The sequence below is a fragment of the Fictibacillus sp. 7GRE50 genome (genome assembly GCF_015903875.1).
Lineage (GTDB): Bacteria > Bacillota > Bacilli > Bacillales > Fictibacillaceae > Fictibacillus > Fictibacillus phosphorivorans.
On the sequence record NZ_JACZDW010000002.1, the window covers coordinates 481,839 to 504,752 of the forward strand.

The following is a 22,914-nucleotide window of genomic DNA, read 5'->3' on the forward strand; positions in this document are numbered from 1 at the left end:
TTTCCCCTCCTTCTATCCTTGATTGGTTATACTATCTTGCCATTTTAACGAACGGCGTTCGATCCATTTTAGTACGGCATCCGTTATCTTTCCTAAGATTGCAAATAGCAAGATGCTCGCAATTACCGTATCAGGTGAGTACGTGTTCTGACCTACCACAAGCAGATAGCCTAATCCTTCACTTGCACCCATAAGCTCTGCGGCTACTACAAACATCCACCCTAAACCTAAGCCGCTGCGCATACCTGTGATGAATGACGGCAATGCAGCAGGCAGAATAATGCGTTTCGTTAGCTGATAAGGTGTTAACTTATAAATTCTTCCTACCTCGATGAGCTTACGATCCACCCCTTGGATCCCTGCCACAATATTTAAATAGACAGGGAAGAATACACCTACTGCGATTAAAGAAATCTTAGAAGGTTCGCCAATCCCCATCCAAAGAATAAAGAGTGGTACCCAGGCAAGAGAAGGGATAGAACGAATCGCTTGAAACAACGGATCTAAAAGTCTTTCTGCTGTTTTTGCATAACCAACAATCGCACCGATCACGACCGCCGCTACCGTTCCAATCGCAAACCCTAAGAATACCCGGGTCAGTGTAATAGAGATGTGACCAAACAGGGAGCCATCTTGATACATGCTAATTATTTTCTCTAAAATAATGGTTGGTGCAGGCAGCAGGTGCGCAGCTAGTAGTCCCATTCTAGCTGCTATTTCCCACCCAACTAATAAAATGATAGGCAAGATAGAACCAATAAGAATTCCTCTACCTAATTGGAATATGCCTTTAGATGATGAGAGCTTTTGAGGGGAAGCTCTCTGTGCTACTTTCCACTTATGTGTTTCAGAAATCATCGACACTTCCTCCTCTCTCTCCTTATTGTTTGATTACTTTTTCTGCGAACTTCGGATTGATTAATTTCTTTACAAGATCTTCGATGTTAGTATCTTTTTTGACAATCTCTTCTGTTTGGAGAACTTCGCCTGCAGCCGATATAGCTTTTTCGTGCTGTGATCCTGGAACAGGTTCCTCGAAGTTGTTTCGTTGCAGTTGTTTTTTTGCGACATCTTCTTTAATCCCCGCTTCTTCAGATAAAAGTTTTGTTGCTTCCTCTGGATTCTCAATCGTCCATTTCCTTGCTTTTTCGTAAAGTTCAATGACTTGTTCTACTTGTTTCGGGTGGTTCTTTGCAAACTCAGAGCGTACGTTTAACGTGCCATACGTATTAAAATCTGGATTGCGGTAAATATATTGAGCACCGGATTCGATTTCTGCTCTCGCCATATGTGGATCTAATCCAGCCCAAGCATCCACTTGCCCTTTTAATAGAGCATTCGCACCATCTGCATGTTGTAAATTTACGATTTGTACATCCTTTGCAGAAAGGCCGGCATCTGCAAGTGCTCGGAGTAGAAAGATGTGCGGGTCTGTACCAAACGTCGCCGCTATCTTTTTACCTTTCAGATCCTTTACATCTTTAATCTTTGATCCATCTGCCGCGACAAGTGCTGTCCATTCTGGCTGAGAATAGATATAGACTGACTCGATCGGAGCACCCTTGTCTTTTGCGATTAAAGCTGCGGCACCAGCTGTCGATCCAAAATCAACGCTATCTGAATTCAAAAATTCGAGCGCTTTATTACTTCCCTGACTCTGAACCCATTCCACTTCAATGCCATCTTTTTTGAATGTCTCTTCTGCCCAGCCAAACTTTTTGAGTGCTAGACTTGTTGGAGAGTAAAAGGCATAATCAAGTCTAATCTTCTCCGGCTTCTCACCTTCTTTAGCACTGCTGGAACAGCCCGCTAACACTAAAGCGCCTGCTATGCTTAAAGCCAGTGCTGCTTTTTGCCAAATCTTCATCATGTATTTCCCTCCACGTTTCTCTCTTTTTGTATGGCTATTTTTTGAGTTACTCTTGAAAGTCGTTGACTCCCGTTCCAGGAGTCTCACACCTTGCACTACAATCAACAAGCAAAGAATCATTAAAGCAAAACCTAAAAATGAATCGGCTATCTCTATTTTTAAAGTTCACACGCATACGTTGAAATGGTACCTCTTAGTCGTTGTGCTTCTTTATACGTGCATCTGTTATGCACCACATCAATACCAGCTTCTTTCGCGATTTTTGCAGCCTCTGGTGAGATGACACCTTCTTGCAGCCAGAACACTTTTGGTTGTGTGACCGCTGCTTCTTTTGCGAGCTCGATCGCTGCTTCTGGACTTCTAAATACTTGAACAACATCTATCGGAAACGGAATGGATTTTAAATCTGGATACGCTTTTTCATCAAGCACTTCGGTTTCTCTTGGATTAACAGGAACGATCTTATAGCCAAGTCGCTGCATCTTTCTAGCTAATCGATGGCTAGGTCTTGCAGGATTGGAACTGAGTCCCACGATCGCTAGCGTCTTAGGTCGTTGAATTTCCTGTCCATTCTCAACTGCTCTATAAAGTGATGATTGCAATGCCCAACGAATGACACCTTCGTCATTAATCGTGATTTCTGTTTTATCCGCTCCGATTCCTGTAGCCGTTTGTATCGCACGATCAAGATCATTCGTAAGATCTTTTACGGATTCAAGTCCGATCGACAACCGAATTAGTTCTTCTGTTACGCCTGTTGCTACTAATTCGTCTCCGCTCAGCTGTTGATGAGTGGTAGAAGCAGGGTGGATAATCAATGATTTTGCATCACCAACATTTGCAACATGTGACCATAATGTGATGTTGTTAATGACCTTACGTCCTGCATCACGCCCGCCTTTAATTCCAAAGTTTACGATCGAACCAAAACCGTTGCTTAAATATTTTTTCGCAAGCTCATGACTTCTGTGCGAAGAAAGACCAGGATATGAAACCCAATCTACTGCTGGATGTTTTTCCAGATGCTCCGCTACTTCTTGTGCGTTCTTCGCATGTTTTTCCACTCGTAGATGCAGTGTTTCTAAACCTTGTAGAAGGAGAAATGCATTGTGTGGACTTAAACAAGCTCCGAAATCTCGTAAAAGCTGAACGCGTAATTTAGTCGCGAAAGCCAATGTTCCAAAATCATTCGCGTATCTTAATCCGTTATAGCTGTTATCTGGCTCAGTGAATCCTGGGTATTTATCTGAATTCCAATTAAAGCGTCCTCCATCCACTACAACACCGCCAATTGCGGTTCCATGTCCGCCGATCCATTTTGTAGCTGAGTGGATTACGATGTCCGCTCCAAAGCTTATTGGCTTTGTGACATATGGTGTTGCAAATGTATTATCGATAATTAGAGGTACATCGTTTTCATGCGCAATATCTGCCACTGCCTCAATATCTAATACGTTAAGACTGGGGTTCCCGATCGTTTCAGCAAAAAATGCTTTCGTGTTTGGAGTAACCGCGTTTCGGAAGTTCTCTGGATCCTCTGCATCAACAAACTTTACGTTGATTCCGTATTTCGGAAGAGTAGTAGAAAATAGGTTGTAAGTACCTCCGTATAGATTCGTAGCTGCAATAATTTCGTCTCCTGCGTGTGCGATGTTTAAGATGGCAAGCGCGATAGCTGACATACCAGAAGAAGTAGCTACAGCTGCAACACCATCTTCTAGAAGTGCAACTCTTTTCTCAAAAACATCAACAGTTGGATTTCCGATTCGGCTGTAGATGTTTCCTGGCTCATCAAGCGCGAAAAGGCTTTGCGCATGGTCTGTATCAGAAAAAACATAGGAAGTAGTTTGATAGACAGGTACCGCTCGTGATCCTGTCGTTGGGTCAGGCGCTTGGCCCCCATGTAATAGCAATGTTTCAATATCGTATCCGTCAAAAGATTTTGTCATTATAATCGCTCCTTCTCATTATTCAAATAAAATCTATAGGAAAACTAGGGATAAAGATTAATGCTTTTCCCTTTTGCTATATTCAATTTTTAAAATGAAATAAGTGACTAAGTGATGTTTGTGCTTGAAGTATGATAAGGGGAAAAAGAAAAACCCCCTTCCTAAGAAGAGGGTTTTGGTCCTCCTCTTATCTTTCAGATCAAAAAAGATCTGTAGGAATTGGCACCTTTCCAAACCAAATGTGGTTTGTTGGTTGCCGGGCTTCATCGGGCCTAGTCCCTCCGCCTCTCTGGATAAGAGATATTCAAATTATGTTTAACACATTAACGTGCTGATGTTTACTTTGTTCTTGAATAGGATTATAGAGTAAGATGTTTTAGAAAGTCAACCGTTTTTTGAAAAATCATAAAAGTTATACAAATGAATGAGTGTTCAACTGTCAGCTTTGAATTAAGATTATGCCCATGCTATGCCGGTTATGCTAACTTTGTTCCACTTTTTTCATCAAACCATTGAAACTCTTCGATTTTTTTTACAAGTTCCGCTATTCGATTGGCAATGGCTTCTCTTTCTCCGTAACGAATTTTCTGTTCGGACGATAATTCATCAATCTGAAGTAGTTGCCAATGAGTTACAGTTAGATCCGTAAGTTGAATAAACTCTTCTTGTTTCACTCGACGCTTTACATCTAGATCTCCGTTAGAATAACCTTCTAAAAATCCGTCAGCTATTCTTTTCAAACGGTCTTCAAAGCGATCAAATTCATGTCGTGCATAACGCGGTGCATTAAAAAATGTTGGAAACAACGTCCGATAATTATTAAGAAAATTCCCAGCAAGCGAATCTCCGCTATATAAGATTGGTACAGGATCAATCAAACAGACAGTGCCATCTGAATGCAGCAATATATTCTCTGGAGATGTATCTTGATTAGTAAGTACAACCGTATGATCCGTAATCTCTCTATCCTCCATGCAAGCTTGTAGGTCTACTAAAGCTGATGAAGAAATGGCCCCCTCATACGTTTCTATAAATTTCTTGAAATCATCTATGTATTCATTGTTTTCTTCTTTCATAGATTCTGAAACATCTGATTGAAATTTGCCTGCAATATGTTTACCGTTCCATGAGAGATAACCAAACCCTTTTAAGCCATGATGTGCAGTATTCATCTTGCGAAAGAACTCACCAACTTCCGCTCCAATATGAAACGCTTCTACAACCGTTAGTTGATCTAGCTTGATTGCTTTTCCCGCATAAGATTCCACGGTAAACGTTCTGCCTTTTTCTACATGATAATTGAAAAAGGCAGGGCAGATTCCTGGTTTAACTTGGTTTGCTAGCTCATAGTATGCTCTAGTCGCTGCATATTCTGAGTGCATGGTTTCTTCATCAAACTCAACGTTCTTTCCATACGCCTCTGTTTTCGGAAAACGAACAACCACAGCATCTCCAGTGCGTAGCTGAACAAGATAAGCAAGATGCCAAGCCCCTTCACCTAAATACTGAACCTGAGTCGGATCTTTAAGTTCCTCTAATCCACTTTTTTGCAGTGCATAATCAATCAAGTCAAATGTCTCTTTCATAAGAAGTTCCTCTTTCTATAATTGAAAATACGTTACATGAAACATATATTCGGTATATGTCGAAAAAAATCCTTTTTTCTTAAGATTAATTGTAGGTCTGAAGTCTTATAGAGGGGTATGAGAGGGGTTCAAGGGGGCATTTCAAAGCGGTGATCCTTGCGCTTTTCATATGGCGCTCGTCCAGTGTGCTTGTCAGCCGCTGGACGAGCTTTTTAAGAATTTTACAGAACCAATTGTCATCAATCTACATATGTGACGATTTCTTCTACAGCTTTTCTTGCGAGTTTTTTCGGTTGATCTTGTGGATGTCCTAGTGAAATAACCATGTTGATCTGTTTCTTAGACGGAATTTCTAAAAAGTCTCGAATCGCATCTTGCGCAAGCAATACGGGACCAGTCATCGGGCAAGTCCCTAGTCCGCGCGCATGGGCTGCGAGCATCAAGTTTTGAATCGCCAAGCAGCTGCTCTTGATTCCTTCTTCTTCCCAGACTGATTCTTCGGCAAGTTCGATCGGATCAAATATTTTTTCACGAAACTTAGATTCGTAAGGAGTGGCTAAACAGATAATCAGCACAGGTGCTCCAGAGAACGCCGTTGCATAAGGGCCGAAAGAGCGCGTCAGCAATTTCGCTTCCTTCGTTTTGCCGTTCTCTTCAGCTCTTGCAGCCAATTTATGAATAGCATCCCACGTCATCTCTTCAATTTTCTTTACTTTATCTTTGTTTCGGATCACGATAAATTCCCACGTTTGTGAGTTCGTGTCGCTCGGCGCATAGCGGGCGCAATCCATGATTTCATGAATGTCTACTTCAGCAACTGCTTCATCCGTAAACTTTCGGACACTTCTTCTGCCGTGCACGATTTCTTTAAAATCTTCGTATTTCATGATTGTCTCCTCTGGCACATGTATTAGATATTCTAAATGTATTATACAAAAGATTGGAACTCTCTACAAAATACGTAAAAAAACAGTGCCTATTTTGCACTGTTCTCTGGTTCAATTTCTTTTTTAGTTTTTATTCTTAATCCGATTAAAATGAGTGAAGCTCCTAATAATACACTTACAATATGGATAGGATCCATATTAAGTGACTCTTTTTGAACATTTAACTTCTCAACATACATTCCTAGCAGATAGGTACTGATCAGAACGATTAACCCGGCGGTAATTAAACCTGCTTTCACATATGGCTTCATGGTAAAACCACCTTTTCCCTTTTACATTTAACATATTCTTAGGAAAAGATAGAATACCTTTATTCTTTAAAACAAATTTGCATAACTAATTAGCTTTTGCAAGATTCATACGCTCTTCAACAAACGAACGCACTTCATCCTCAGCTTTTTTCTTGATTACAAATTCTACATATCTTTCACCCGTATGAAAGCGAACTAAACCCCAGCTTGGATACCCTGGGTTTTCAGCTTGAAGTCCCGTGATCCAATCCACTGAATCAATCTGATTCCAATCATAAAATTTTGTTGCCGATACAACGCCTTTCTTGCCGATTGCACCGCGCCATATTTGAGTAAAATAAAGCAGTGTTAGGAACACCAGTAAACAAATCATTAAAACATTAACAGGCATCGAAAGTTTCAACAGACCGAATCCTTGTGTGATGATGACCACAATCATAATCTCATGCGTCCAAAAGTTTTTCTGTGTATACTCTCCACTATAAGAAAGTCCATAGACCGGAACAGCTCTTTTTTTGTCTTTCACATTTTTCAAAAGGTAATAAACGGCTGCAATGATTCCTATCACGATTAAGATTCCAAAAAACACATTTAAGAAGAGCTCCATGTTTTAACACCCCACATATCTTATATATATAAATACGATTAAGTACTGGAAAAAGTTTCAAAACAATAAAAAAGACACCTTCTGAAGGTGCCCTTTAAATCGTGGTTTTATTTTCGTTCAACCATAACTAAGATCTTACCATCTTGTAAATCTTGCATATAACTTTCCGCATCACTTTCAGCAACGTCCATGTTTTGAAGAATTTCCTTCATATCCGCTTCATCATGATCAAACATGGAAGCAAAAGGTCCAGCTGCAAGAAGTGGTCCGATACCTGGTACTCCGAGGCCAGGGACTGCAATCCCTCCGCCAATACCGGTTAGAAAACCAGCAATCGTACCATATGTTGCACTATCTGCATCATCTTCAGTAATTTTTCTTTCGTTTACATGTGTTTCGTCGGCAACATGATCAACCATCTCATCATCTTTCGCAACGATTGAAATATCAGATGGATGATATCCTTTTTCGACGAGAGCTTTGATTGCGCCAACCGCTTCTTCTTCTTTTAAATATGTACCGATAATATCTTTTTTCATTTGGTTTCCCTCCAAACGGTTCTTTACAAGTAGGTTCCCCTGTTAAGCATTTTTTAAACGAAACTCAATCCTGCTCGAACCAACCTTTTTTCTTAAACCAAATGGACATAATTCCCCCTAATAAGACCATGAAACCTAGTACATAGAAGTAGCCATTCTTTGTTTGCAGCTCTGGCATGTTTACAAAGTTCATTCCATACAGACCTGCAATAAATGTTAACGGCATGAAAATAGTTGTGATTACAGTTAATGTTTTCATAATATTATTCATACGGTAAGAGTTAAGAGAGATGTAATTATCACGTATATCTGATGTCATCTCTCTGGCTGATGTCATCATATCTGTCAAACGCAATAGATGATCGTATATATCATGAAAATAGGATCTTTCATCCGCATCTAAACCTACTCGTTTTGACTCGAGCATACGATACAGCAACTCACGCATAGGTACAACTGTTTTTCTTAATGTTAATAGGTCTCCTCTTATATCAAAGATCTGGTTAATGATTTTAGGTGCTTCGTCATCTTCATTGCTTTCAATAGAAATTACTCGTTCTTCTAATTCATGCATGATAGGAAAATACATATCTACCAGTTTATCCATAAGCTTGTGAACGAGTTCATTTTTACCTAGTTCAGGCGGAACACTCTCTAGTCTACTTAAATAATTCCACACAAAATCAATCTCTGGTACGTTTGTTTTATGAAAAGTGACAACACAGTTTTTCGTTGTGAAAATATCAACCTCAGTTGCTTCGAGTGTCTTTTTGTCAAGAGCGTGCACCACATAAAACAGGTGATCTTCATAAAATTCAACCTTTGGTCGTTGCAAGGCATTCACACAGTCCTCAACAGCAAGAGGATGGAAGTCAAAAAAAGTGCGCAATAAATTGGTTTCACCTGATGTCGGACAGTCAAAATCCACCCAGAACCAATCAGGCTTCATTTCATTGATTTGTCTAAACGGCGGATTAATGATTACTTTATGATCGATGATAGCGATTGTTCGGACCATGATTACACCTTCTTTCTCTTATTATCATTTCCCTAATTTCTTTAACTTTTATCAGTGATTTGAAACATTTAAATAGGAATGCGGCATTTATATACAATAAGCTATGCTTTTTATTTTGACAATAAAAAAACGGTCGACTAAATGGTTAATAAACAAGCTGTATTTTTCCTTATTATAGTTATGTATGAAAGGAGCGATCGTGTTGAAAAAGAGGATCGTGATATCTTTTGTTTTCGTTTTGTTGGTATTTTCAAGTGTCACGATTTATCAATATGTGGTGAAGAAAGATCGTTACTCATCGGTTTCAATAGTTCCCGAGCAGCGCAACGACCTTCCTCTTTATGAAGGATTAGAATTTCAAGAACATCATTACTTGATGAAGGGTAACCATTGGTATGATATCTATGAATTTTATAGAGACTCTCTACCTAGTCATGGCTGGAAGCTCGTTTTTAAACAAGCTTCTATAGAAGGCTGGGGAGGGTTTATGTTGAGATTTGAAAAAAATAATAAAGAACTACATATTGATGGTGGCTGGAACCCATATGCTAACGAAACAGAAACTATCTTTGACCTTAACCCTGTTCAACATTAGAAGAAATAGATCGATTTAAAAAATTATTAGCAATAAACAGTATTTCTGTATGCTTTAAAAATCCCTTAGCCTTAAAACGGCCAAGGGTTTTTACTACGCTTCTTTTTGACTAGTTTCTAGTAATGGTTCATACATCATGATGGCATGATTCTCTGTTACATATTCATCATCGATCTCTTTTCTTTGACGGTTAAAAACTTTGCGATGAATGGAGTTATGCCTTAAATATCCACCCCAGTAAGCCGGTGTGATCCAATGTTCTTTTTCATACACTTGATACGATAGCAAAGGTTCTTGGTCTGTCCGCCATTCTCCTACGAGATGAGTATCGGTTAAATATAAGTGAAGCTGGTATAGCTGATTAGTCGTGTTCTTAATTTGAAGGTCTAGGTAGTTATAAGCACAAGTCGCTCCGCTTCCAAACGGCTGGGTGCGTTTCGAATCTGGAAACACATCATAGCTGTGACGATGTCGCTCTGTTACAGAGAGCGGAGTATGCAACGTCATCCAATAAATTAAGTTCGACAGCTGACAAAGCCCTCCCCCGGTTCCCTTCTTAAACTTTCCGTAAAACAAAACCATACCATCTACGTACCCTTTCGAGCGTGTTGTCGTTCCTATGCTTTTCCAATAAGAAAAAGTCTCCCCAGGCTGGATCACGGTTCCGTTTAACTGTTTGATAGCAATCCTCAGGTTTTTAACTTTGTTATGCTGATACCACATGTCTACATCTTTTAATTTGCGAAGAAGAATAGTCTGATGCGAAAAATGAACAAATGGTAGCTGTTCGCTCTTCCTTGTTTTGGCATAAGTCTTTTCATCGGTAATCCATTCTATATACCTTTTAAACATATAATATTTTTTTCCTAGCGAGATTCGAAAAGCCGAACGCCGCTTCGGGCGCAGGTCAAAATGGTTCATTTATTTACTCCTTTTGCTCAATCTCATTATGGGAAATAAATTGTTTGGGGTCAGACCCCATTTCCCATTATCTTCTAATTCTTCATTTACCATTTATTTTCCTGTGGATTTTGCGTTATAGTGTGGATATTACTTAATAAAAATTTACTTCATAAAGTTTATATTTTATGATGATAGGTAGTTTATTGATTTGGAGGAATTATCGGATGCTCGACAAATCGTTTTTACAGATGAATACCGTGTTTATAAGCATCCTCATCGAAGCACTTCCATTCGTTCTTATTGGTGTTCTCATTGCAGGTGTCATACAGATGTTTGTCACTGAGGAGATGGTGGCACGCATCATGCCCAAAAATAAGATAGGTGCTGTTTTGTTTGGAGCTGTTCTAGGTGCGATTTTTCCCGCATGTGAGTGTGGAATCGTTCCAATCACAAGAAAGCTGATCGAAAAAGGTGTTCCTGTTTTTGCGGCTATACCTTTTATGCTTACCGGTCCGATCATCAACCCCATCGTATTATTCTCGACGTATGTTGCATTCGGCAACAGATGGGATGTCATGATCTACAGAGGTGGACTGGCCATGATTGTTGCTGTCTTATTAGGTTTTATTCTCGCCGTTCAATTTAAAAATGTAAAAGTACTAAAGAATGAAATAGGTGCTGTTTCCCGTCTACCGTTTAACGACGAAATGGCAGCAACAGTTACAGCAACAAAAGGTTCTTTTTATAACAAATTGAAAGGTACGTTCGTACATGCTGTAGAAGAGTTCTTCTCTGTCGGAAAGTATTTAGTGATCGGTGCATTGATTGCAGCGAGTATGCAAACGTACGTGAAAACATCGACACTTCTTGAAATCGGGCAAGGTGAAGTATCATCTTCTCTTGTGATGATGGGACTAGCGTTTATACTCTCTCTATGTTCAGAGGCTGATGCTTTCATCGCGTCTTCATTTCAAAGCACGTTTACCATCGGTTCCATCGTTGCGTTTCTTGTTTATGGTCCGATGCTTGATGTGAAGAACGTCCTGATGATGCTAGCTGCATTTAAGAAAAAACTAGTGGTTAGCCTTGTTGTATATATTACGATCCTTGTTCTACTCGGATCTCTATTTCTATAAGGGAGGTGCACATCCATGATTCGAATCTTGATTTTGATCGGATTCACCTTTTTGTTCATGCATCTGCATGCAACAGGTGATATAAGCAAGTACATTAACATGAAGTATTCGTATATTTCATTCTCAGCCATATTTATTCTTGGCTTTCTTACGCTCGTTCAGTTCTACATTTATGGGAAAAGTGATGATGATGAACATGCACACGATGATTCATGCACCCCTGATTGTGGTCATGATCATCATAAGAAACCTTCCCGTCTAAAGAATGTAACTGTGAACAGCATACTCATTTTCCCGATCATTTCCGGGTTATTCTTTCCTATCGCTTCTCTTGACTCTGAAACCGTAAAAACAAAAGGGTTCCACTTTAAAGGCCTTGAGAACGAAGGGGACTTTGGTGAGCATCAGTTTCTAAAGCCTGATACAAGTGTTTATTATGGAAAAGAAAGCTATAATTCAATCATGGATAAAGAACTGAAGCCCTTTACTAAAGGAAATCAGGTTGTGCTGAACGATAAGAACTATCTAAAAGGCATGGAGAGTATCTATTATAAACCTGGTATTTTTCTCGGGAAGGATGTTCAGTTTAAAGGGTTTACTTACAATGCAGAAGACGAAGCTGCTAAATCAAACGAACTTTTTCTTCTACGTTTTGGAATCATTCACTGTATTGCCGATTCTGGCGTTTTTGGCATGATGGTGGAATTTCCAAAAGGTACAACATTTCCTAATGACAAATGGATCGAGATTGAGGGAAGTATAGAAACCCAATATTATCAACCATTTAAAGCCGATATCCCTTATGTAAAAGTGAAGGACTGGAAGGAAATCGAGAAACCAAATGAAGAATATGTATATCGAGGATACTGAGAAAAACCGGACATCTACGTCCGGTTTTTATTCTTTCATTATATATTTTGCGATCGTATTAAATTCACTACGATATCTCCGAGCTGTCTTCCAAGTGATAATCCTTCATCATTATCTACTTTAAAATGAACGCCTGCATATAATCTAGACATCGCACACTCTTCCATGAGCAGGTGGATGCGATTTCTTTCTTGTGGAAAATAATAGCTTAGTATAGGTTCTGAAACTCCAGCCATTACAGCATGTGCAGAGGGATAACCCGGAAACCTTGGAGTCATTAACACCGTTCTTAAGTTTGGGTCATATTGACAAGGACGTGCTACATCCCAAAGATATTTAAAATGCCACGTAATTACGAAAGCATCATTGATTGCCGCTTGATAAAATGCTAAAAATCTGGCCGCTTTTGTTGAAGCCACCCCATATGTTTCCATCATTTGAAATACGATTGGAATAATCTGTTTATTCACTTCTCCAGCAGCCCACATTTGTGCAATGCGTATCTGATCTGGCGTTATCTGCTGCATCATCTGTTGCACAATTTGAAGTTCATTGGCCCAATTAATTGTATTAGGATCTTTGATTTTCCATGTGATCTGGTTTCGAAAAGGGTCCAAAAACGCATCACCTTCTCGAGCGATGAAAAACATCGGCCAATTACCTGCTTCTGGGGTTACAGGAGTCGGGGGATTGCTCTCGCCCGGATAAGGTATTTTTGACCACCTCAAATAACTTCTCATTTCATCCCCCCTGTTTCATGTATTACCTCATGTTATGTCAATGGACAAAAATTTTAGAACAAGGTAATTGTTTAAACAGTGGTTATACAAACATTTTTTTGCAATTAAAGAGATTAAGAGTAAATCAAGTTCCTTAAGTGTCGTATAAACATATAATGTTGTATAGTTGGCCAAGCTCTTACAGCTTGTGACAGCTTTTTTAAATGGAAGTTGGTGGATGATTTGAAGAACGTTACAAAAAAAGATGTATCCTTTAATGTGTCTGACGATAAACAGTTTGCATACTTTTGGCACACTGTGTTCCCCAATCATTGGGAGGACTTTACATTTGAAGTCTTGGATCATTTCTTACATCCTGATCAAAATTATTTAGATATCGGCTCTTGGATCGGACCAACTATACTGTATGCATCAAGTAAAGCAAAACATTCATTTGGTGTTGAACCAGATTCAGTAGCCTATGAAGCATTGAAAACAAATATTACGTTAAACCCAGAACTCAAACAAAAAATCACGCCTATCAACAAAGCCCTATCCTATAAGTCAGGAACGATGAACTTATATAAAAGAACACGATTTGGTGATTCTAGTTCAAGTCTCGTTCGATCATTGTCAGATGATTTTCAATCTGTTTCAGTAAGTACCCTAAAAGACTTGCTGTCGGATTATCAGATTACCAATCTGTCACTCATCAAAATGGATATTGAAGGCGGTGAATATCTACTCATACCCTCTATGCGGAAATATTTAAAACGGTACAAGCCACCCCTTTACCTATCTCTTCATCCTGAATTTTTAAAAAGCTCGATGAGAAAGAGATGTCCTGACACTTCAGAAAAGAAACTACAAAAAGCCTATCTAAAGAAAGTAAAAAAACTGATTCAAAGCTTAGATATGTATGATTATATTTATACGTCATCCTCAGAAAGGATTGAAAAATCAAAATTACTTCAAGCCCTTTTAATGGATGATGATCCAATAGAACTACTTTTCACAACTACTGCCTTTAAAATTTAATAACTGTTTAGGTGTTGGCTAATGCGCACCTTTTTTTTATTTATCCCCTCTATTCAGCCGACGTTTCTTTTGGTATCATTTTCCTTAAAATATGGGGAGCTGATGTTTGATGACTTCGCTTAAACAATCGTTTAACTTTGTTGCCAATTCATATGAGAAATACCGGCCGACTTATCCAACAAAGCTTTTCGCAGATATTATACGGTATGCAAACCTTCATGCAGATCATAATTCTTTGGAGGTAGGAAGTGGAACGGGAAAAGCTACAGAAGGTTTTGTAAAACAAGGCATCTCAAAAATCACATGTATTGAACATGGACAAAACCTAGTTGAGCTGACTCGAAAAAAGTTTTCATCGTCTCCAACTCTTCACGTGATTCACTCTAGTTTTGAAGACTGGAATCATCCAGAAAACGCCAAATTTGACCTAGTTTATTCTGGAACAGCTTTTCACTTTATTCCTCAAGAGACTGGGTATCGAAAAGCAGCTTCTCTTTTAAAAGTTAATGGGGTATTAGCGCTCTTTTGGTTTGTTCACATTCCTTCTTTTGAACCTGTCTACCAATCAATACGTAAAGCTTATGATTTATTTGCTCCTCATTTAGAAGACAGCAGTGCTCCTACACTAGCAGAATTTACTGAGAAGCGAAACGAACTTACGCTGCAGTCAGGTGCTTTTAAAGATTTAAGCACACATACTTATACGTGGAACCAAACCTATACCGCCAAAGAATATGTAGGGCTATTAGATACACATTCTGGTCACCAACTGTTGCCTCCAGAACAAAAAGAACTCCTCTATCAAGAAATAGAGAAAGCAATTTTGGAGGAAGGTTCAGGGATCATCTCTAAAAAACATGCAGTTGCATTATTTCTAGCCAAAAAGAAAGACGTATAGTTTTATAATAAAGTATTATCAATTGAATAATTCATTTAGATCCCCCTTCAAATGTCCTGTTTTCACTTTGTTCGATTCATTCCTAGGAAAGCTGTACTATTGTTTCGACAATAAAGAGGGTATTTATCGATTGAGAGAGAATTATGGAGAAAACCTAGAAGGGAGGAAAAGAAAATGAGTGAAGTGATCATCCGTCATCTTGTGAAACGTCATTTCACAAAGAAAAACATACAAGATCAGCATCTTCAACAGCTGCTTGTCCATTTTCTTCTTTCAGCAAGGAAAGACAAACATTAAAAAAGATAAAGATATCGCCATCATATAATCCTTTATTAAACAAGAGTATCTGATTTAGCAGATACTCTTTCTTATTTATGTGAATTTAGTGCTTTCGTTAATATTTTTAGAGCTTGCATGATCGTGTTTTTTTCAAATTCAGAGAGTCCTTCAATATTTTGATTTAGACGTGTGCTTAAAATCATATTCAAATGTGATAACGTATGCACGCCTTTTTCTGTTAATACAAGGAAAAAAATTCTTCTGTCACTAGGATTCACTCTTTTTTCCACAAGACCTATTTTTACTAAAGACTGCACTTGCCTGCTGAATGTCGTAATATCAACACCAACGTTATCTGCAATCTGTTGCATGGTAGGCTTTGAGTGTTTGCTAATTTCATAAAGGATATGACTATGTGCTAATGTTAGATTTTCTTCTACTAAACGACAGCTGTTCTTTTGCAACGTTTCATATTTTCTACTCAAATTCTGCAGTAGATCCCTGACATCCTCCATAAATAAACACCACCTTGATTTCACTATAAGGCATACTTCTGAAAATTTAAATAATTTTAAAGAAATATCCATTTATGTTAAATAGGTATTTTAACCTAATTACATTTCCGAAAATGGTGTTATTTTTGACGCATTATGTAGATTCAAAAAAGTTTTTGGTAAAAAAGACTCATTCATATGCAAGTATTTAGGTTTAGTTACCATTCTATACGGGTACCCCATAATTATAGAGATAAAATGTGTGAATAAATTGTTTGGGGGTATCAGTGAATATGTACAGAGTGGAGCAGAAACGCAGCAAATTAGGTATGTGGCTCGAACAGCATAATAAAGATACTGATTGGTTGACCCGAACTTCTGGTATCGAAAGACAAACGATAGAAGAGCTCGCCTACAATCCAAATAAAAATCCAAGAATGATATGTATACGAAAGATATTATATGCGGTAAAAAAGGTTGAACCTACAACTAAACTCAGTGATTTATGGGATATGAACTAATACAAGCACCTCAGACTAAAATGAGGTGCTTGTTTTTTTATGTTACTCCAATAAATGTTCTACTTTTGTCTTCATAGATCCTATTACTGTTCTTTTGTAACGAAAAGCAAGCAAGAGTACTTTTAATCGTTGACTAAATGACAGTTCATGAAAACCCGGATTCTCTTTTAGGAAACACTTTATGATCGAAAGCGCGGCTGGACTCACCCTCTTGCATAATTTCTTATCTTGTTCCTTCCTACCCATACCTCTTAAGCTCTGTAAGAAATTCTTTATTTCTGTTTTTCTAGGTTGTTCATCAATGATACATAGCGCGTATTTATTTTTTGTGTGCTTCGTTAAATATTCAAAACGGTCATTTCCGCAAATAATACTGAATCGATTCTTCTTATCTTTCTTGACTACAAGCATATGCATAGAATCCCACATTCTATTTTTAAGCATCTTCACATGATCTGTTAAGTTAATCGCATGATTCGGCTTAATTTTAGTTAGATGAATATATTGAACATTCAACTTCATCTCATATCTCCTTCTTTCTAATGGAGTCATCATGTATGTATAGTATGAAAGTAAGTGTGTAAAAGGTGCCTATAGATGATTGTCTGATTTGTTTTTGAAGATTACCTGGATTTGTTTGAAATGTTACGAGTATGTGCCTAGAATGGCAATCAACTACCCTAGGAGAGCTATGATTACAGCCTAGCCTCAAGTAAAAAAAGTCACTCTCCGCACGTTTTTTAACGTAGCGAGGAGTGACTCTTGAGTGTTTTTATGCTGCTCTATTTTTTCGAATGAAATTACGAATATCACGATTTCCGATAAACTTCTTAGACTGTTCACACCATAGCTTAAACGTTAATGATTTTAAGCTAGTAAGAAGCGTGAGGGTTGGTACATCTTGTAGTCTCGGATCACTTTTGTGTGCTTTTTCCAAGTGGTAGTTCGGCACACGAGAATTCAAATGGTGCACATGGTGAAATCCGATGTTCCCTGTAAACCATTGTAATACTTTTGGCAGCTTATAGAACGAACTTCCTTTAAGAGCTGCTTCAACATAGTTCCATTTTTCATTATGTTCAAAATAACCATCTTCAAACTGATGCTGAACATAAAACAACCATACGCCTGAAAAAGTAGCAATGTAGAAGATCGGCAGTTCAACCAATAAGAAAGCTTTCCATCCGATCGTAAATCCAACAGCTAATACGATCGTTACTAGTGCGATATTCGTTAACCAAACATGCACTTTTTCTTTCTTTGAAGCATTCTTTGCATTAAATCGATAATCGATCAAGAAAATATACAGTGGTCCGATCAAAAAGAGCACGATCGGATTTCGGTATGTTCTGTATTGTAACCGTTTAAACCAAGAAGCTTCTGCGTACTCTTGAAGCGTCATTGTCCATACATCACCAACTCCACGTTTCTCAAGGTTTCCGTTCGTGGCATGGTGTGTTGCATGGCTATTCTTCCACTGTTCATACGAACAAAACGTAAACAAACCTGTAAAAATACCCACGATCTGATTGGCTTTTCTGCTTTTGAAAAAAGAATAGTGTGTGCAATCATGAAAAATGATAAATGTTCGAACTAAAAAGCCGGCTGCCGGTACTGCACAAAGCAGTGTTAACCAAAATGATATATTTAAACTCAAATAAGCCAAAACCCATAAAATCAAGAATGGTCCTACTGAATTAACTAACTGCCATACACTTGCTGAGATACGCGGGCGCTCAAATGGTGCTAATTTTTTCTTCCATTCACGAATGTCGTACTTCGAATGTTCGCTCATTAAATCAGTCTCCTTTAACTTCACATCTTCCCTATCTTATCACATATTTTGAATTTAGCACCCACCTATATTTGTCGAATTGTGAACTTATTATATGACTTGGTACTAAAACCACGTAAAAACCGGCCTCTCACAAGGGAGAAGGCCGGAAAAATAAAGTTTTATTTTTTTATTTTTTCGCGTTGATGTAAAGCTTACCTGATGCTCGTTCACTTGTTTTGTTGCCATAATCATCTGAAGCGATTACTTCAACTACAGCACCTGGTGCCTTAACATTTGTAGTTGCCGTATAGTAACCTTCGTAATGACCTTCAGACGTTTCACGCATCGGAAGCTCTGTAGCATTTGCTAATCCACCAGCATTTGTAAGCGGCATATGGATAACGAATACTGCATCCAATCCTGGTGCACTGTCAAATTCAATCTTCACAGACTCCCCGCTCTTCAGCTCTTTGTCTGTGTCAGGTTTCAAGTTCTCAACCACTGGAGCTTCGAACTTCGCATAAACGGTTACAGTCTTCGAGTGGCGATTTCCAGCTTTATCAAGCGCAACCACTTTGATTACATTTTCTCCTTCATTTAGAAGCATGCGGTGACTGTAGTTGCCATCTTCGTCAACTTGCGCTTTTTGTCCGTTAACTTTAACCCAATCAAGGTTGGTTTCATCAACTGTACCTTTTACGGTTACAGATTCACGGTTTGTCTTCATACCATCAGCCGGTGATGTGATACTCACTTTTGGCTTTGTTTGATCCAGCGTCACAGTTACCGGAGCTGATTCATCTGTTGAACCACTATCTGTTACTGCTTTGGCAGTCAACGTATTAGCGCCCTCTTCTAACATAACTTCAGCAGAGAACGTACCTTCGTCTGTCGTTTCAGCAGTAGCTACTTCTTCTCCGTCTCTGTAGATTTCCACTGTAGTGGTTGGAGCAGCGTTACCTGTTACAGTTACTTTCTCTTCGTTTGTAAACGATCCATCGACTGGAGAAGTAATGGATGGTGCCGTTACTTCATAGTTTACAGTCGCTCTGATCATATAGTTACCTTCTTCTTCTGGAGATTGAGACCATGCCCCACTCAAGCTTTGGAAGCTTCGTCCTGACCACTCTCCATCTTCATCCGTTGCAAGACCTGGTGTGTTAGGGTTTGCAAAGTTTTGGATGTACACCATATAGAAGTCCCCTTCTACCATGATGCCATGTTGACTTAAGTCAACATGCGTCCACTCGCCATTACGTAATGCTGTAGCATCAAAAGGTCCAGCGAGCTTTTTACCTGGTGTCCCATCTGGTCCACTCGCATCGTATACAGCTACTTGGAATGCTGTTCCACCTGGTACTGGCCATTCAGTATCCCAGAATCGGAATAGTCCTCCAGTTACAGCTGCTTTTTCATTACCATCTGCTAGTGACATCTTAACTGCCCAAGCGTTACCTGCAGCATTCCATGCACGAGCATTCTCAGCTGTACCATCGTCATACCCAATCTCACCTGGGTAACCGATGAAAGGTTTTAACGCGATGTCTTGATCCGTTGTATCGCCACCAGAAATGGTAACAGAAACTTCTTCTCCATAATAAGAAGGTGCAAGTACTTTTAGCGTGTATTCGCCTTCGTATGCAGAGATTTCATACGTACCATCTTCATTCGTTTGAACAGGTGCAATCGCAGCATCTTCCATGAGCATCACAGTAGCTCCTGAGATCGGTTCTCCAGTCACTTCATTCGTAACCGTACCAGAGACTGTTCCTCTTGGAATTTCTTCTAGTGTAAAGTTCGCACGTGCCGTTCCGTCAGCCTCAAGAGTTACTGATTGAGTTTGCGAACGGAAACCATACGCCTCAGCTTGTACCGTGTACGTTCCTGCCGCATGTGTTAAGCTGTACGAACCATCTTGAGGATTCGTATAAACAGAACGTCCTGTTTCAAGAACACTAACTTCTGCTCTCATTGGTAGAGCTAGTGGAGCACCATTACCATCTTTTGAAGGTTCTTTTTCAGAAGAAGGTTTCATCGGCTTGATTTTAGAAGGATCTACTTTTGGTTTTGCTTGTGACATAGGTGCTTTTTCAACCGCTGGTGATCCGCCAAGTTTTGCTTTCTTCGTTGGTGTGATCGGTTGGTCATGCAACTTCACATCATCTAGGTACCAGCCTGCTTTAACGACTGAACTATCAGCAGTTACATTGAACGCAACGTAAATGCGTTGTCCTGCATATTCACTTAAATCTACTTCCCCGTCAATCCAACCACCGGAAGTAGAGTTTACACGAAGCTTTTGTGTCCAGTTTTCCATATCTGTTGAAACGAATACATGTCCATAATCATAGTTTCGCTCTAAATCGTGCCACTGTTTGAACTGAAGATAAGTGTTGCCTTCAGGAAGATCAACAGGAGGCATAACAAGTGTCATGTTAGCACTGTTCGCATAGTTTCCAGCAAGACTTGAAGCATATACCTTTTCACCAGAGAATGCTGCACCAGGTCCGCTTGTTGGTACACCATGCTCCCAGCTGTTATTTGCTCCAAAAGATGTCCAGCCTGTAGGATTTCCTTCAAAATCCTCACTGTATCCTGAAGAGATTCCAGGTAGCAGTGCTATTGTATAATTATCAGTTGAAACGGAACTTCCTCCAAAATCAATTGCTGTCCATTTATAGACAATGGAATCACCCATTAATGCTGATCCTGGAATAGAAGCGCTGTACGTACCTGATTGATAATCTCCACCTGTACGTTCAGCAGCCACATCTGTCCAGCTTCCGTCTTCGTTCTGATAGCTCAATGTAACTGAAGTAACGCTAATGTTATCTGACACTTCAGCTTCAAGATTTAATGGCATCTCTTTGTAAGATTCAGTTGGCCCTTCATGTGTGATGGAAGGAGCTTCACTGTCTTCTCCTTCTTTCGTTACGGTTCCCTCGATTCTTCCTAATCCAGTTACTACTGAAGATACGGCTGTAAATGCATTCACAAGTCCATGCCCATATCCATTGTTAGGAGACTCAGGGAACGTTGCATCTGTAAGAGGAGTTGCTGAATTTAATAAAATCTCTTCAAGTTCTTCAACAGTCAGACTCGAATCAGCTTGCTTCAATAAAGCAACTACTGCTGAAACGTGCGGTCCGGCCATTGATGTACCATTCCAACCACCTTCATATGCACTTCCCGGAACCGCTGAACGGATATTTACTCCTGGAGCTGAGATCTCAGGTTTTGTTTCGTCATATGGAGAAGGTCCTTGCAGTGAGAAGCTCGCTAAAGTGTTATTGATATCCGTTGCACCAGTTGCAAAGGATTCTGGATAGTTTGCAGGATTTGCAACTGATCCTGGCCCACCTGGGTTAAAGATCGTTGTGTTACCTGCAGAGAATTCTGGGAAAATCTCAGCTGAACGCCAAGCTTGTACCATCTCTCTATACCATTCATCCAGTCCTGCTCCGCCACCCCATGAGTTGTTTACAACATCAGGTGCTTTTTCAGGATGTGGATTACCTTCTGCATCTTTTGGTGCTAAGATCCACTCACCGGCTTCAAGTAGATCAGCATCCGTTCCACCTGAAGCGGAAAACGCTTTAACAGCGATCCATTTTGCTCCCGGTGCAACACCGATCTGATTGCCTCCGTTCGGTTCAGCACCTACCATAGTTCCCATCGTATGTGTACCATGCCCATCATCATCATATGGAGCCGTTTGTCCACCGACAGGATCAAACCAGCTAAATTGATGATCAGCTGCATCAGGGTTCTGAGGATCAAATCCGCGATATTTTTCTTTTAGTGCAGGGTGATTCCATTGAACACCTGTGTCGATATTGGCAACAACTGTACCAGCCCCATCGATACCCATCCCCCAAACTTCAGGAGCACCGACACGTTCGATATTCCATTCAATAGAAGAAGTATCGTTTTTCGGTTGAACCTGTAGTGATGATTTTGGAAGTTGCTTTTCTGGAAGCTTTACAGAACTTACAGGTTGAATAAGCTGTCTTGTTTCGTTTGGAAGCACTTTTTCAACTTCTGGGAAAGCTGCGATTTCTTCCATTACTTCTTTTGTCGCCGTTACGGCCATACCGTTAACAACATAAAAAGATTGGATTTTTTCAGCTTTACCTGCTTTTTCTTGTTTTTCTAAGTATTTTTTCGTGTGCTGTTGAGTTTCTAGCGCGTTTGCACGAAGTGTTGAAACGATCGTTGAACGTTTCATAAGTTTAGTTTGTTTAGAAGAGAGTTTTTGAGATTTAGCTTCTTTAGCAGCTTTTTTCGCCACTGCAGCCGTATCTACTTGTTCTTTGAATTTAATGAGGAATGTAACTTTATCCTTCTTGCTGAATTGCTCGTTCAGTTTCTTTGCAACCTTACTCGTCTTACCGTCTAATGCTGCCTCTTTCGCTGAAGTAGAAGCCTTACCTTTTGTAGTAGCAGCATTCGCTTGAGATGGGAACATCATTGGAACAATCATTAAAAAAGCTAAAAATACGGAAAGCCAGCGTACTTTTCTTCGTTTTTTACTCATGTAACTTTTCCCTCCCTGGTCTATTGTTTTTTGGTTGATCTAACCTAAGCAAGAATTCTGTCACACCTCCTGTTATTTTTATGAAAATATAGTAATTCTTTGTTGTTATATAAAGGTTAACGGAACAGTCATGTAAGATTATGTAATATTTTGTCGTAGAAAGTACTAGTAAATGGAAAATAAATCCTTTGTATGACTGCTATTCTACTAATCCGTGACTTTTGATTAGTCATTTTTTTCTTTTTGCTTATTTTTTCTGGTATGCAAAACTTATGGCACGGTACATAACTACTTATTTTTGTAATATAAAATAAAGTAAGTGAAAAATGAGGACTCAGTCCCTTTATCTGTGTTAAAAAGAAACTATATTAATTCCAATA

The 22,914-nt window shown here is 39.3% G+C and carries 22 protein-coding genes and 1 riboswitch; of the genes, 7 read left to right on the forward strand and 15 right to left on the reverse strand.

Translation table 11 applies throughout. From position 1 onward, the window contains the following. Positions 1 to 12: 12 nt before the first annotated feature. The 9 genes from IHV12_RS09620 to corA all read right to left on the reverse strand — a co-directional run bounded on the left by IHV12_RS09620 (position 13) and on the right by corA (position 8,767). Positions 13 to 858 (reverse strand): ABC transporter permease, encoded by an 846-nt coding sequence (locus IHV12_RS09620; protein WP_197127019.1) that lies wholly within the window; start codon positions 856 to 858, stop codon positions 13 to 15. A gap of 22 nt (positions 859 to 880) precedes the next feature. Then, entirely contained in the window at positions 881 to 1,870 is a 990-nt protein-coding gene (locus IHV12_RS09625; protein ID WP_197127018.1) for an aliphatic sulfonate ABC transporter substrate-binding protein, read from the reverse strand. A gap of 158 nt (positions 1,871 to 2,028) precedes the next feature. Continuing rightward, positions 2,029 to 3,819, reverse strand: a complete 1,791-nt coding sequence (locus IHV12_RS09630) for a PLP-dependent aspartate aminotransferase family protein (protein WP_197190721.1) — start codon at positions 3,817 to 3,819, stop codon at positions 2,029 to 2,031. A 184-nt stretch (positions 3,820 to 4,003) separates the two neighbouring features. Then, positions 4,004 to 4,119: riboswitch (SAM riboswitch) on the reverse strand. 176 nt (positions 4,120 to 4,295) lie between these two features. Continuing rightward, the gene (locus IHV12_RS09635) at positions 4,296 to 5,405 is read right to left on the reverse strand and encodes a hypothetical protein (protein ID WP_197190722.1); all 1,110 of its coding nucleotides are present in this window, start codon (positions 5,403 to 5,405) and stop codon (positions 4,296 to 4,298) included. 239 nt (positions 5,406 to 5,644) lie between these two features. Beyond that, positions 5,645 to 6,292, reverse strand: coding sequence for a nitroreductase family protein (locus IHV12_RS09640; RefSeq protein ID WP_197127015.1), 648 nt, complete (start codon positions 6,290 to 6,292; stop codon positions 5,645 to 5,647). An 89-nt stretch (positions 6,293 to 6,381) separates the two neighbouring features. Then, positions 6,382 to 6,603, reverse strand: a complete 222-nt coding sequence (locus IHV12_RS09645) for a hypothetical protein (RefSeq protein ID WP_197127014.1) — start codon at positions 6,601 to 6,603, stop codon at positions 6,382 to 6,384. Positions 6,604 to 6,688: 85 nt separating this feature from the next. Continuing rightward, on the reverse strand, positions 6,689 to 7,210 hold the full coding sequence (locus tag IHV12_RS09650) for a hypothetical protein (protein WP_197190723.1): 522 nt from the start codon (positions 7,208 to 7,210) through the stop codon (positions 6,689 to 6,691). Between the two features lie 107 nt (positions 7,211 to 7,317). Further along, positions 7,318 to 7,749, reverse strand: a complete 432-nt coding sequence (locus IHV12_RS09655) for a general stress protein (protein WP_197127012.1) — start codon at positions 7,747 to 7,749, stop codon at positions 7,318 to 7,320. A 64-nt stretch (positions 7,750 to 7,813) separates the two neighbouring features. Then, complete coding sequence (gene corA / locus IHV12_RS09660) at positions 7,814 to 8,767, reverse strand: magnesium/cobalt transporter CorA (RefSeq protein ID WP_197190724.1); 954 nt, start codon at positions 8,765 to 8,767, stop codon at positions 7,814 to 7,816. A gap of 184 nt (positions 8,768 to 8,951) precedes the next feature. Between corA and IHV12_RS09665 the strand changes: the two genes are divergently transcribed. Beyond that, entirely contained in the window at positions 8,952 to 9,362 is a 411-nt protein-coding gene (locus IHV12_RS09665) for a hypothetical protein (protein WP_197190725.1), read from the forward strand. 93 nt (positions 9,363 to 9,455) lie between these two features. On the opposite strand, the gene IHV12_RS09670 is transcribed toward IHV12_RS09665, so the two are convergent. Then, positions 9,456 to 10,283: a VanW family protein gene (locus IHV12_RS09670; protein ID WP_197190726.1), complete on the reverse strand. Its 828-nt coding sequence runs from the start codon at positions 10,281 to 10,283 to the stop codon at positions 9,456 to 9,458. A gap of 206 nt (positions 10,284 to 10,489) precedes the next feature. On the opposite strand from IHV12_RS09670, the gene IHV12_RS09675 reads away from it, so the two are divergent. Next, complete coding sequence (locus IHV12_RS09675; protein ID WP_197190727.1) at positions 10,490 to 11,401, forward strand: permease; 912 nt, start codon at positions 10,490 to 10,492, stop codon at positions 11,399 to 11,401. A 15-nt stretch (positions 11,402 to 11,416) separates the two neighbouring features. Next, entirely contained in the window at positions 11,417 to 12,271 is an 855-nt protein-coding gene (locus tag IHV12_RS09680; RefSeq protein WP_197190728.1) for a TIGR03943 family putative permease subunit, read from the forward strand. Between the two features lie 38 nt (positions 12,272 to 12,309). On the opposite strand, the gene IHV12_RS09685 is transcribed toward IHV12_RS09680, so the two are convergent. Continuing rightward, a complete protein-coding gene (locus tag IHV12_RS09685) occupies positions 12,310 to 13,011 on the reverse strand; it encodes a vanadium-dependent haloperoxidase (protein ID WP_197190729.1) in 702 nt (233 codons plus the stop codon). A 222-nt stretch (positions 13,012 to 13,233) separates the two neighbouring features. Between IHV12_RS09685 and IHV12_RS09690 the strand changes: the two genes are divergently transcribed. The 3 genes from IHV12_RS09690 (at position 13,234) to IHV12_RS22870 (ending at position 15,223) form a co-directional block, all read left to right on the forward strand. Then, positions 13,234 to 14,028 carry an FkbM family methyltransferase gene (locus IHV12_RS09690; protein ID WP_197190730.1) on the forward strand — a complete coding sequence of 265 codons (795 nt, stop codon included), beginning with the start codon at positions 13,234 to 13,236 and terminating at the stop codon, positions 14,026 to 14,028. Between the two features lie 109 nt (positions 14,029 to 14,137). After that, entirely contained in the window at positions 14,138 to 14,926 is a 789-nt protein-coding gene (locus IHV12_RS09695) for a class I SAM-dependent methyltransferase (protein ID WP_197190731.1), read from the forward strand. 174 nt (positions 14,927 to 15,100) lie between these two features. Further along, complete coding sequence (locus tag IHV12_RS22870) at positions 15,101 to 15,223, forward strand: hypothetical protein (RefSeq protein WP_255520062.1); 123 nt, start codon at positions 15,101 to 15,103, stop codon at positions 15,221 to 15,223. A gap of 71 nt (positions 15,224 to 15,294) precedes the next feature. On the opposite strand, the gene IHV12_RS09700 is transcribed toward IHV12_RS22870, so the two are convergent. Then, positions 15,295 to 15,720, reverse strand: coding sequence for a MarR family winged helix-turn-helix transcriptional regulator (locus IHV12_RS09700; RefSeq protein ID WP_197190732.1), 426 nt, complete (start codon positions 15,718 to 15,720; stop codon positions 15,295 to 15,297). 266 nt (positions 15,721 to 15,986) lie between these two features. Here IHV12_RS09700 and IHV12_RS09705 point away from each other — a divergent pair, with 266 nt between their 5' ends. Beyond that, positions 15,987 to 16,220, forward strand: coding sequence for an XRE family transcriptional regulator (locus IHV12_RS09705; RefSeq protein WP_197190733.1), 234 nt, complete (start codon positions 15,987 to 15,989; stop codon positions 16,218 to 16,220). 42 nt (positions 16,221 to 16,262) lie between these two features. On the opposite strand, the gene IHV12_RS09710 is transcribed toward IHV12_RS09705, so the two are convergent. The 3 genes from IHV12_RS09710 to IHV12_RS09720 all read right to left on the reverse strand — a co-directional run bounded on the left by IHV12_RS09710 (position 16,263) and on the right by IHV12_RS09720 (position 22,534). Next, entirely contained in the window at positions 16,263 to 16,742 is a 480-nt protein-coding gene (locus IHV12_RS09710; protein WP_197127001.1) for a hypothetical protein, read from the reverse strand. Positions 16,743 to 16,992: 250 nt separating this feature from the next. Continuing rightward, entirely contained in the window at positions 16,993 to 18,015 is a 1,023-nt protein-coding gene (locus tag IHV12_RS09715) for a fatty acid desaturase (RefSeq protein ID WP_197127000.1), read from the reverse strand. Positions 18,016 to 18,184: 169 nt separating this feature from the next. Next, positions 18,185 to 22,534 carry a S8 family peptidase gene (locus IHV12_RS09720; RefSeq protein WP_197190734.1) on the reverse strand — a complete coding sequence of 1,450 codons (4,350 nt, stop codon included), beginning with the start codon at positions 22,532 to 22,534 and terminating at the stop codon, positions 18,185 to 18,187. Positions 22,535 to 22,914 lie beyond the last annotated feature (380 nt).

Coding starts and splice junctions, on each gene's coding strand:
- IHV12_RS09685 (WP_197190729.1), bottom strand. CDS start 13,011: ATGAGAAGTTATTTGAGGTGGTCAAAAATACCTTATCCGGGCGAGAGC.
- IHV12_RS09620 (WP_197127019.1), bottom strand. CDS start 858: ATGATTTCTGAAACACATAAGTGGAAAGTAGCACAGAGAGCTTCCCCT.
- IHV12_RS09695 (WP_197190731.1), top strand. CDS start 14,138: ATGACTTCGCTTAAACAATCGTTTAACTTTGTTGCCAATTCATATGAG.
- IHV12_RS09640 (WP_197127015.1), bottom strand. CDS start 6,292: ATGAAATACGAAGATTTTAAAGAAATCGTGCACGGCAGAAGAAGTGTC.
- IHV12_RS09655 (WP_197127012.1), bottom strand. CDS start 7,749: ATGAAAAAAGATATTATCGGTACATATTTAAAAGAAGAAGAAGCGGTT.
- IHV12_RS09635 (WP_197190722.1), bottom strand. CDS start 5,405: ATGAAAGAGACATTTGACTTGATTGATTATGCACTGCAAAAAAGTGGA.
- IHV12_RS09715 (WP_197127000.1), bottom strand. CDS start 18,015: ATGAGCGAACATTCGAAGTACGACATTCGTGAATGGAAGAAAAAATTA.
- IHV12_RS09625 (WP_197127018.1), bottom strand. CDS start 1,870: ATGATGAAGATTTGGCAAAAAGCAGCACTGGCTTTAAGCATAGCAGGC.
- IHV12_RS09680 (WP_197190728.1), top strand. CDS start 11,417: ATGATTCGAATCTTGATTTTGATCGGATTCACCTTTTTGTTCATGCAT.
- IHV12_RS09720 (WP_197190734.1), bottom strand. CDS start 22,534: ATGAGTAAAAAACGAAGAAAAGTACGCTGGCTTTCCGTATTTTTAGCT.
- IHV12_RS22870 (WP_255520062.1), top strand. CDS start 15,101: ATGAGTGAAGTGATCATCCGTCATCTTGTGAAACGTCATTTCACAAAG.
- IHV12_RS09710 (WP_197127001.1), bottom strand. CDS start 16,742: ATGAAGTTGAATGTTCAATATATTCATCTAACTAAAATTAAGCCGAAT.
- IHV12_RS09675 (WP_197190727.1), top strand. CDS start 10,490: ATGCTCGACAAATCGTTTTTACAGATGAATACCGTGTTTATAAGCATC.
- IHV12_RS09650 (WP_197190723.1), bottom strand. CDS start 7,210: ATGGAGCTCTTCTTAAATGTGTTTTTTGGAATCTTAATCGTGATAGGA.
- IHV12_RS09645 (WP_197127014.1), bottom strand. CDS start 6,603: ATGAAGCCATATGTGAAAGCAGGTTTAATTACCGCCGGGTTAATCGTT.
- IHV12_RS09630 (WP_197190721.1), bottom strand. CDS start 3,819: ATGACAAAATCTTTTGACGGATACGATATTGAAACATTGCTATTACAT.
- corA (WP_197190724.1), bottom strand. CDS start 8,767: ATGGTCCGAACAATCGCTATCATCGATCATAAAGTAATCATTAATCCG.
- IHV12_RS09700 (WP_197190732.1), bottom strand. CDS start 15,720: ATGGAGGATGTCAGGGATCTACTGCAGAATTTGAGTAGAAAATATGAA.
- IHV12_RS09665 (WP_197190725.1), top strand. CDS start 8,952: ATGAAAGGAGCGATCGTGTTGAAAAAGAGGATCGTGATATCTTTTGTT.
- IHV12_RS09670 (WP_197190726.1), bottom strand. CDS start 10,283: ATGAACCATTTTGACCTGCGCCCGAAGCGGCGTTCGGCTTTTCGAATC.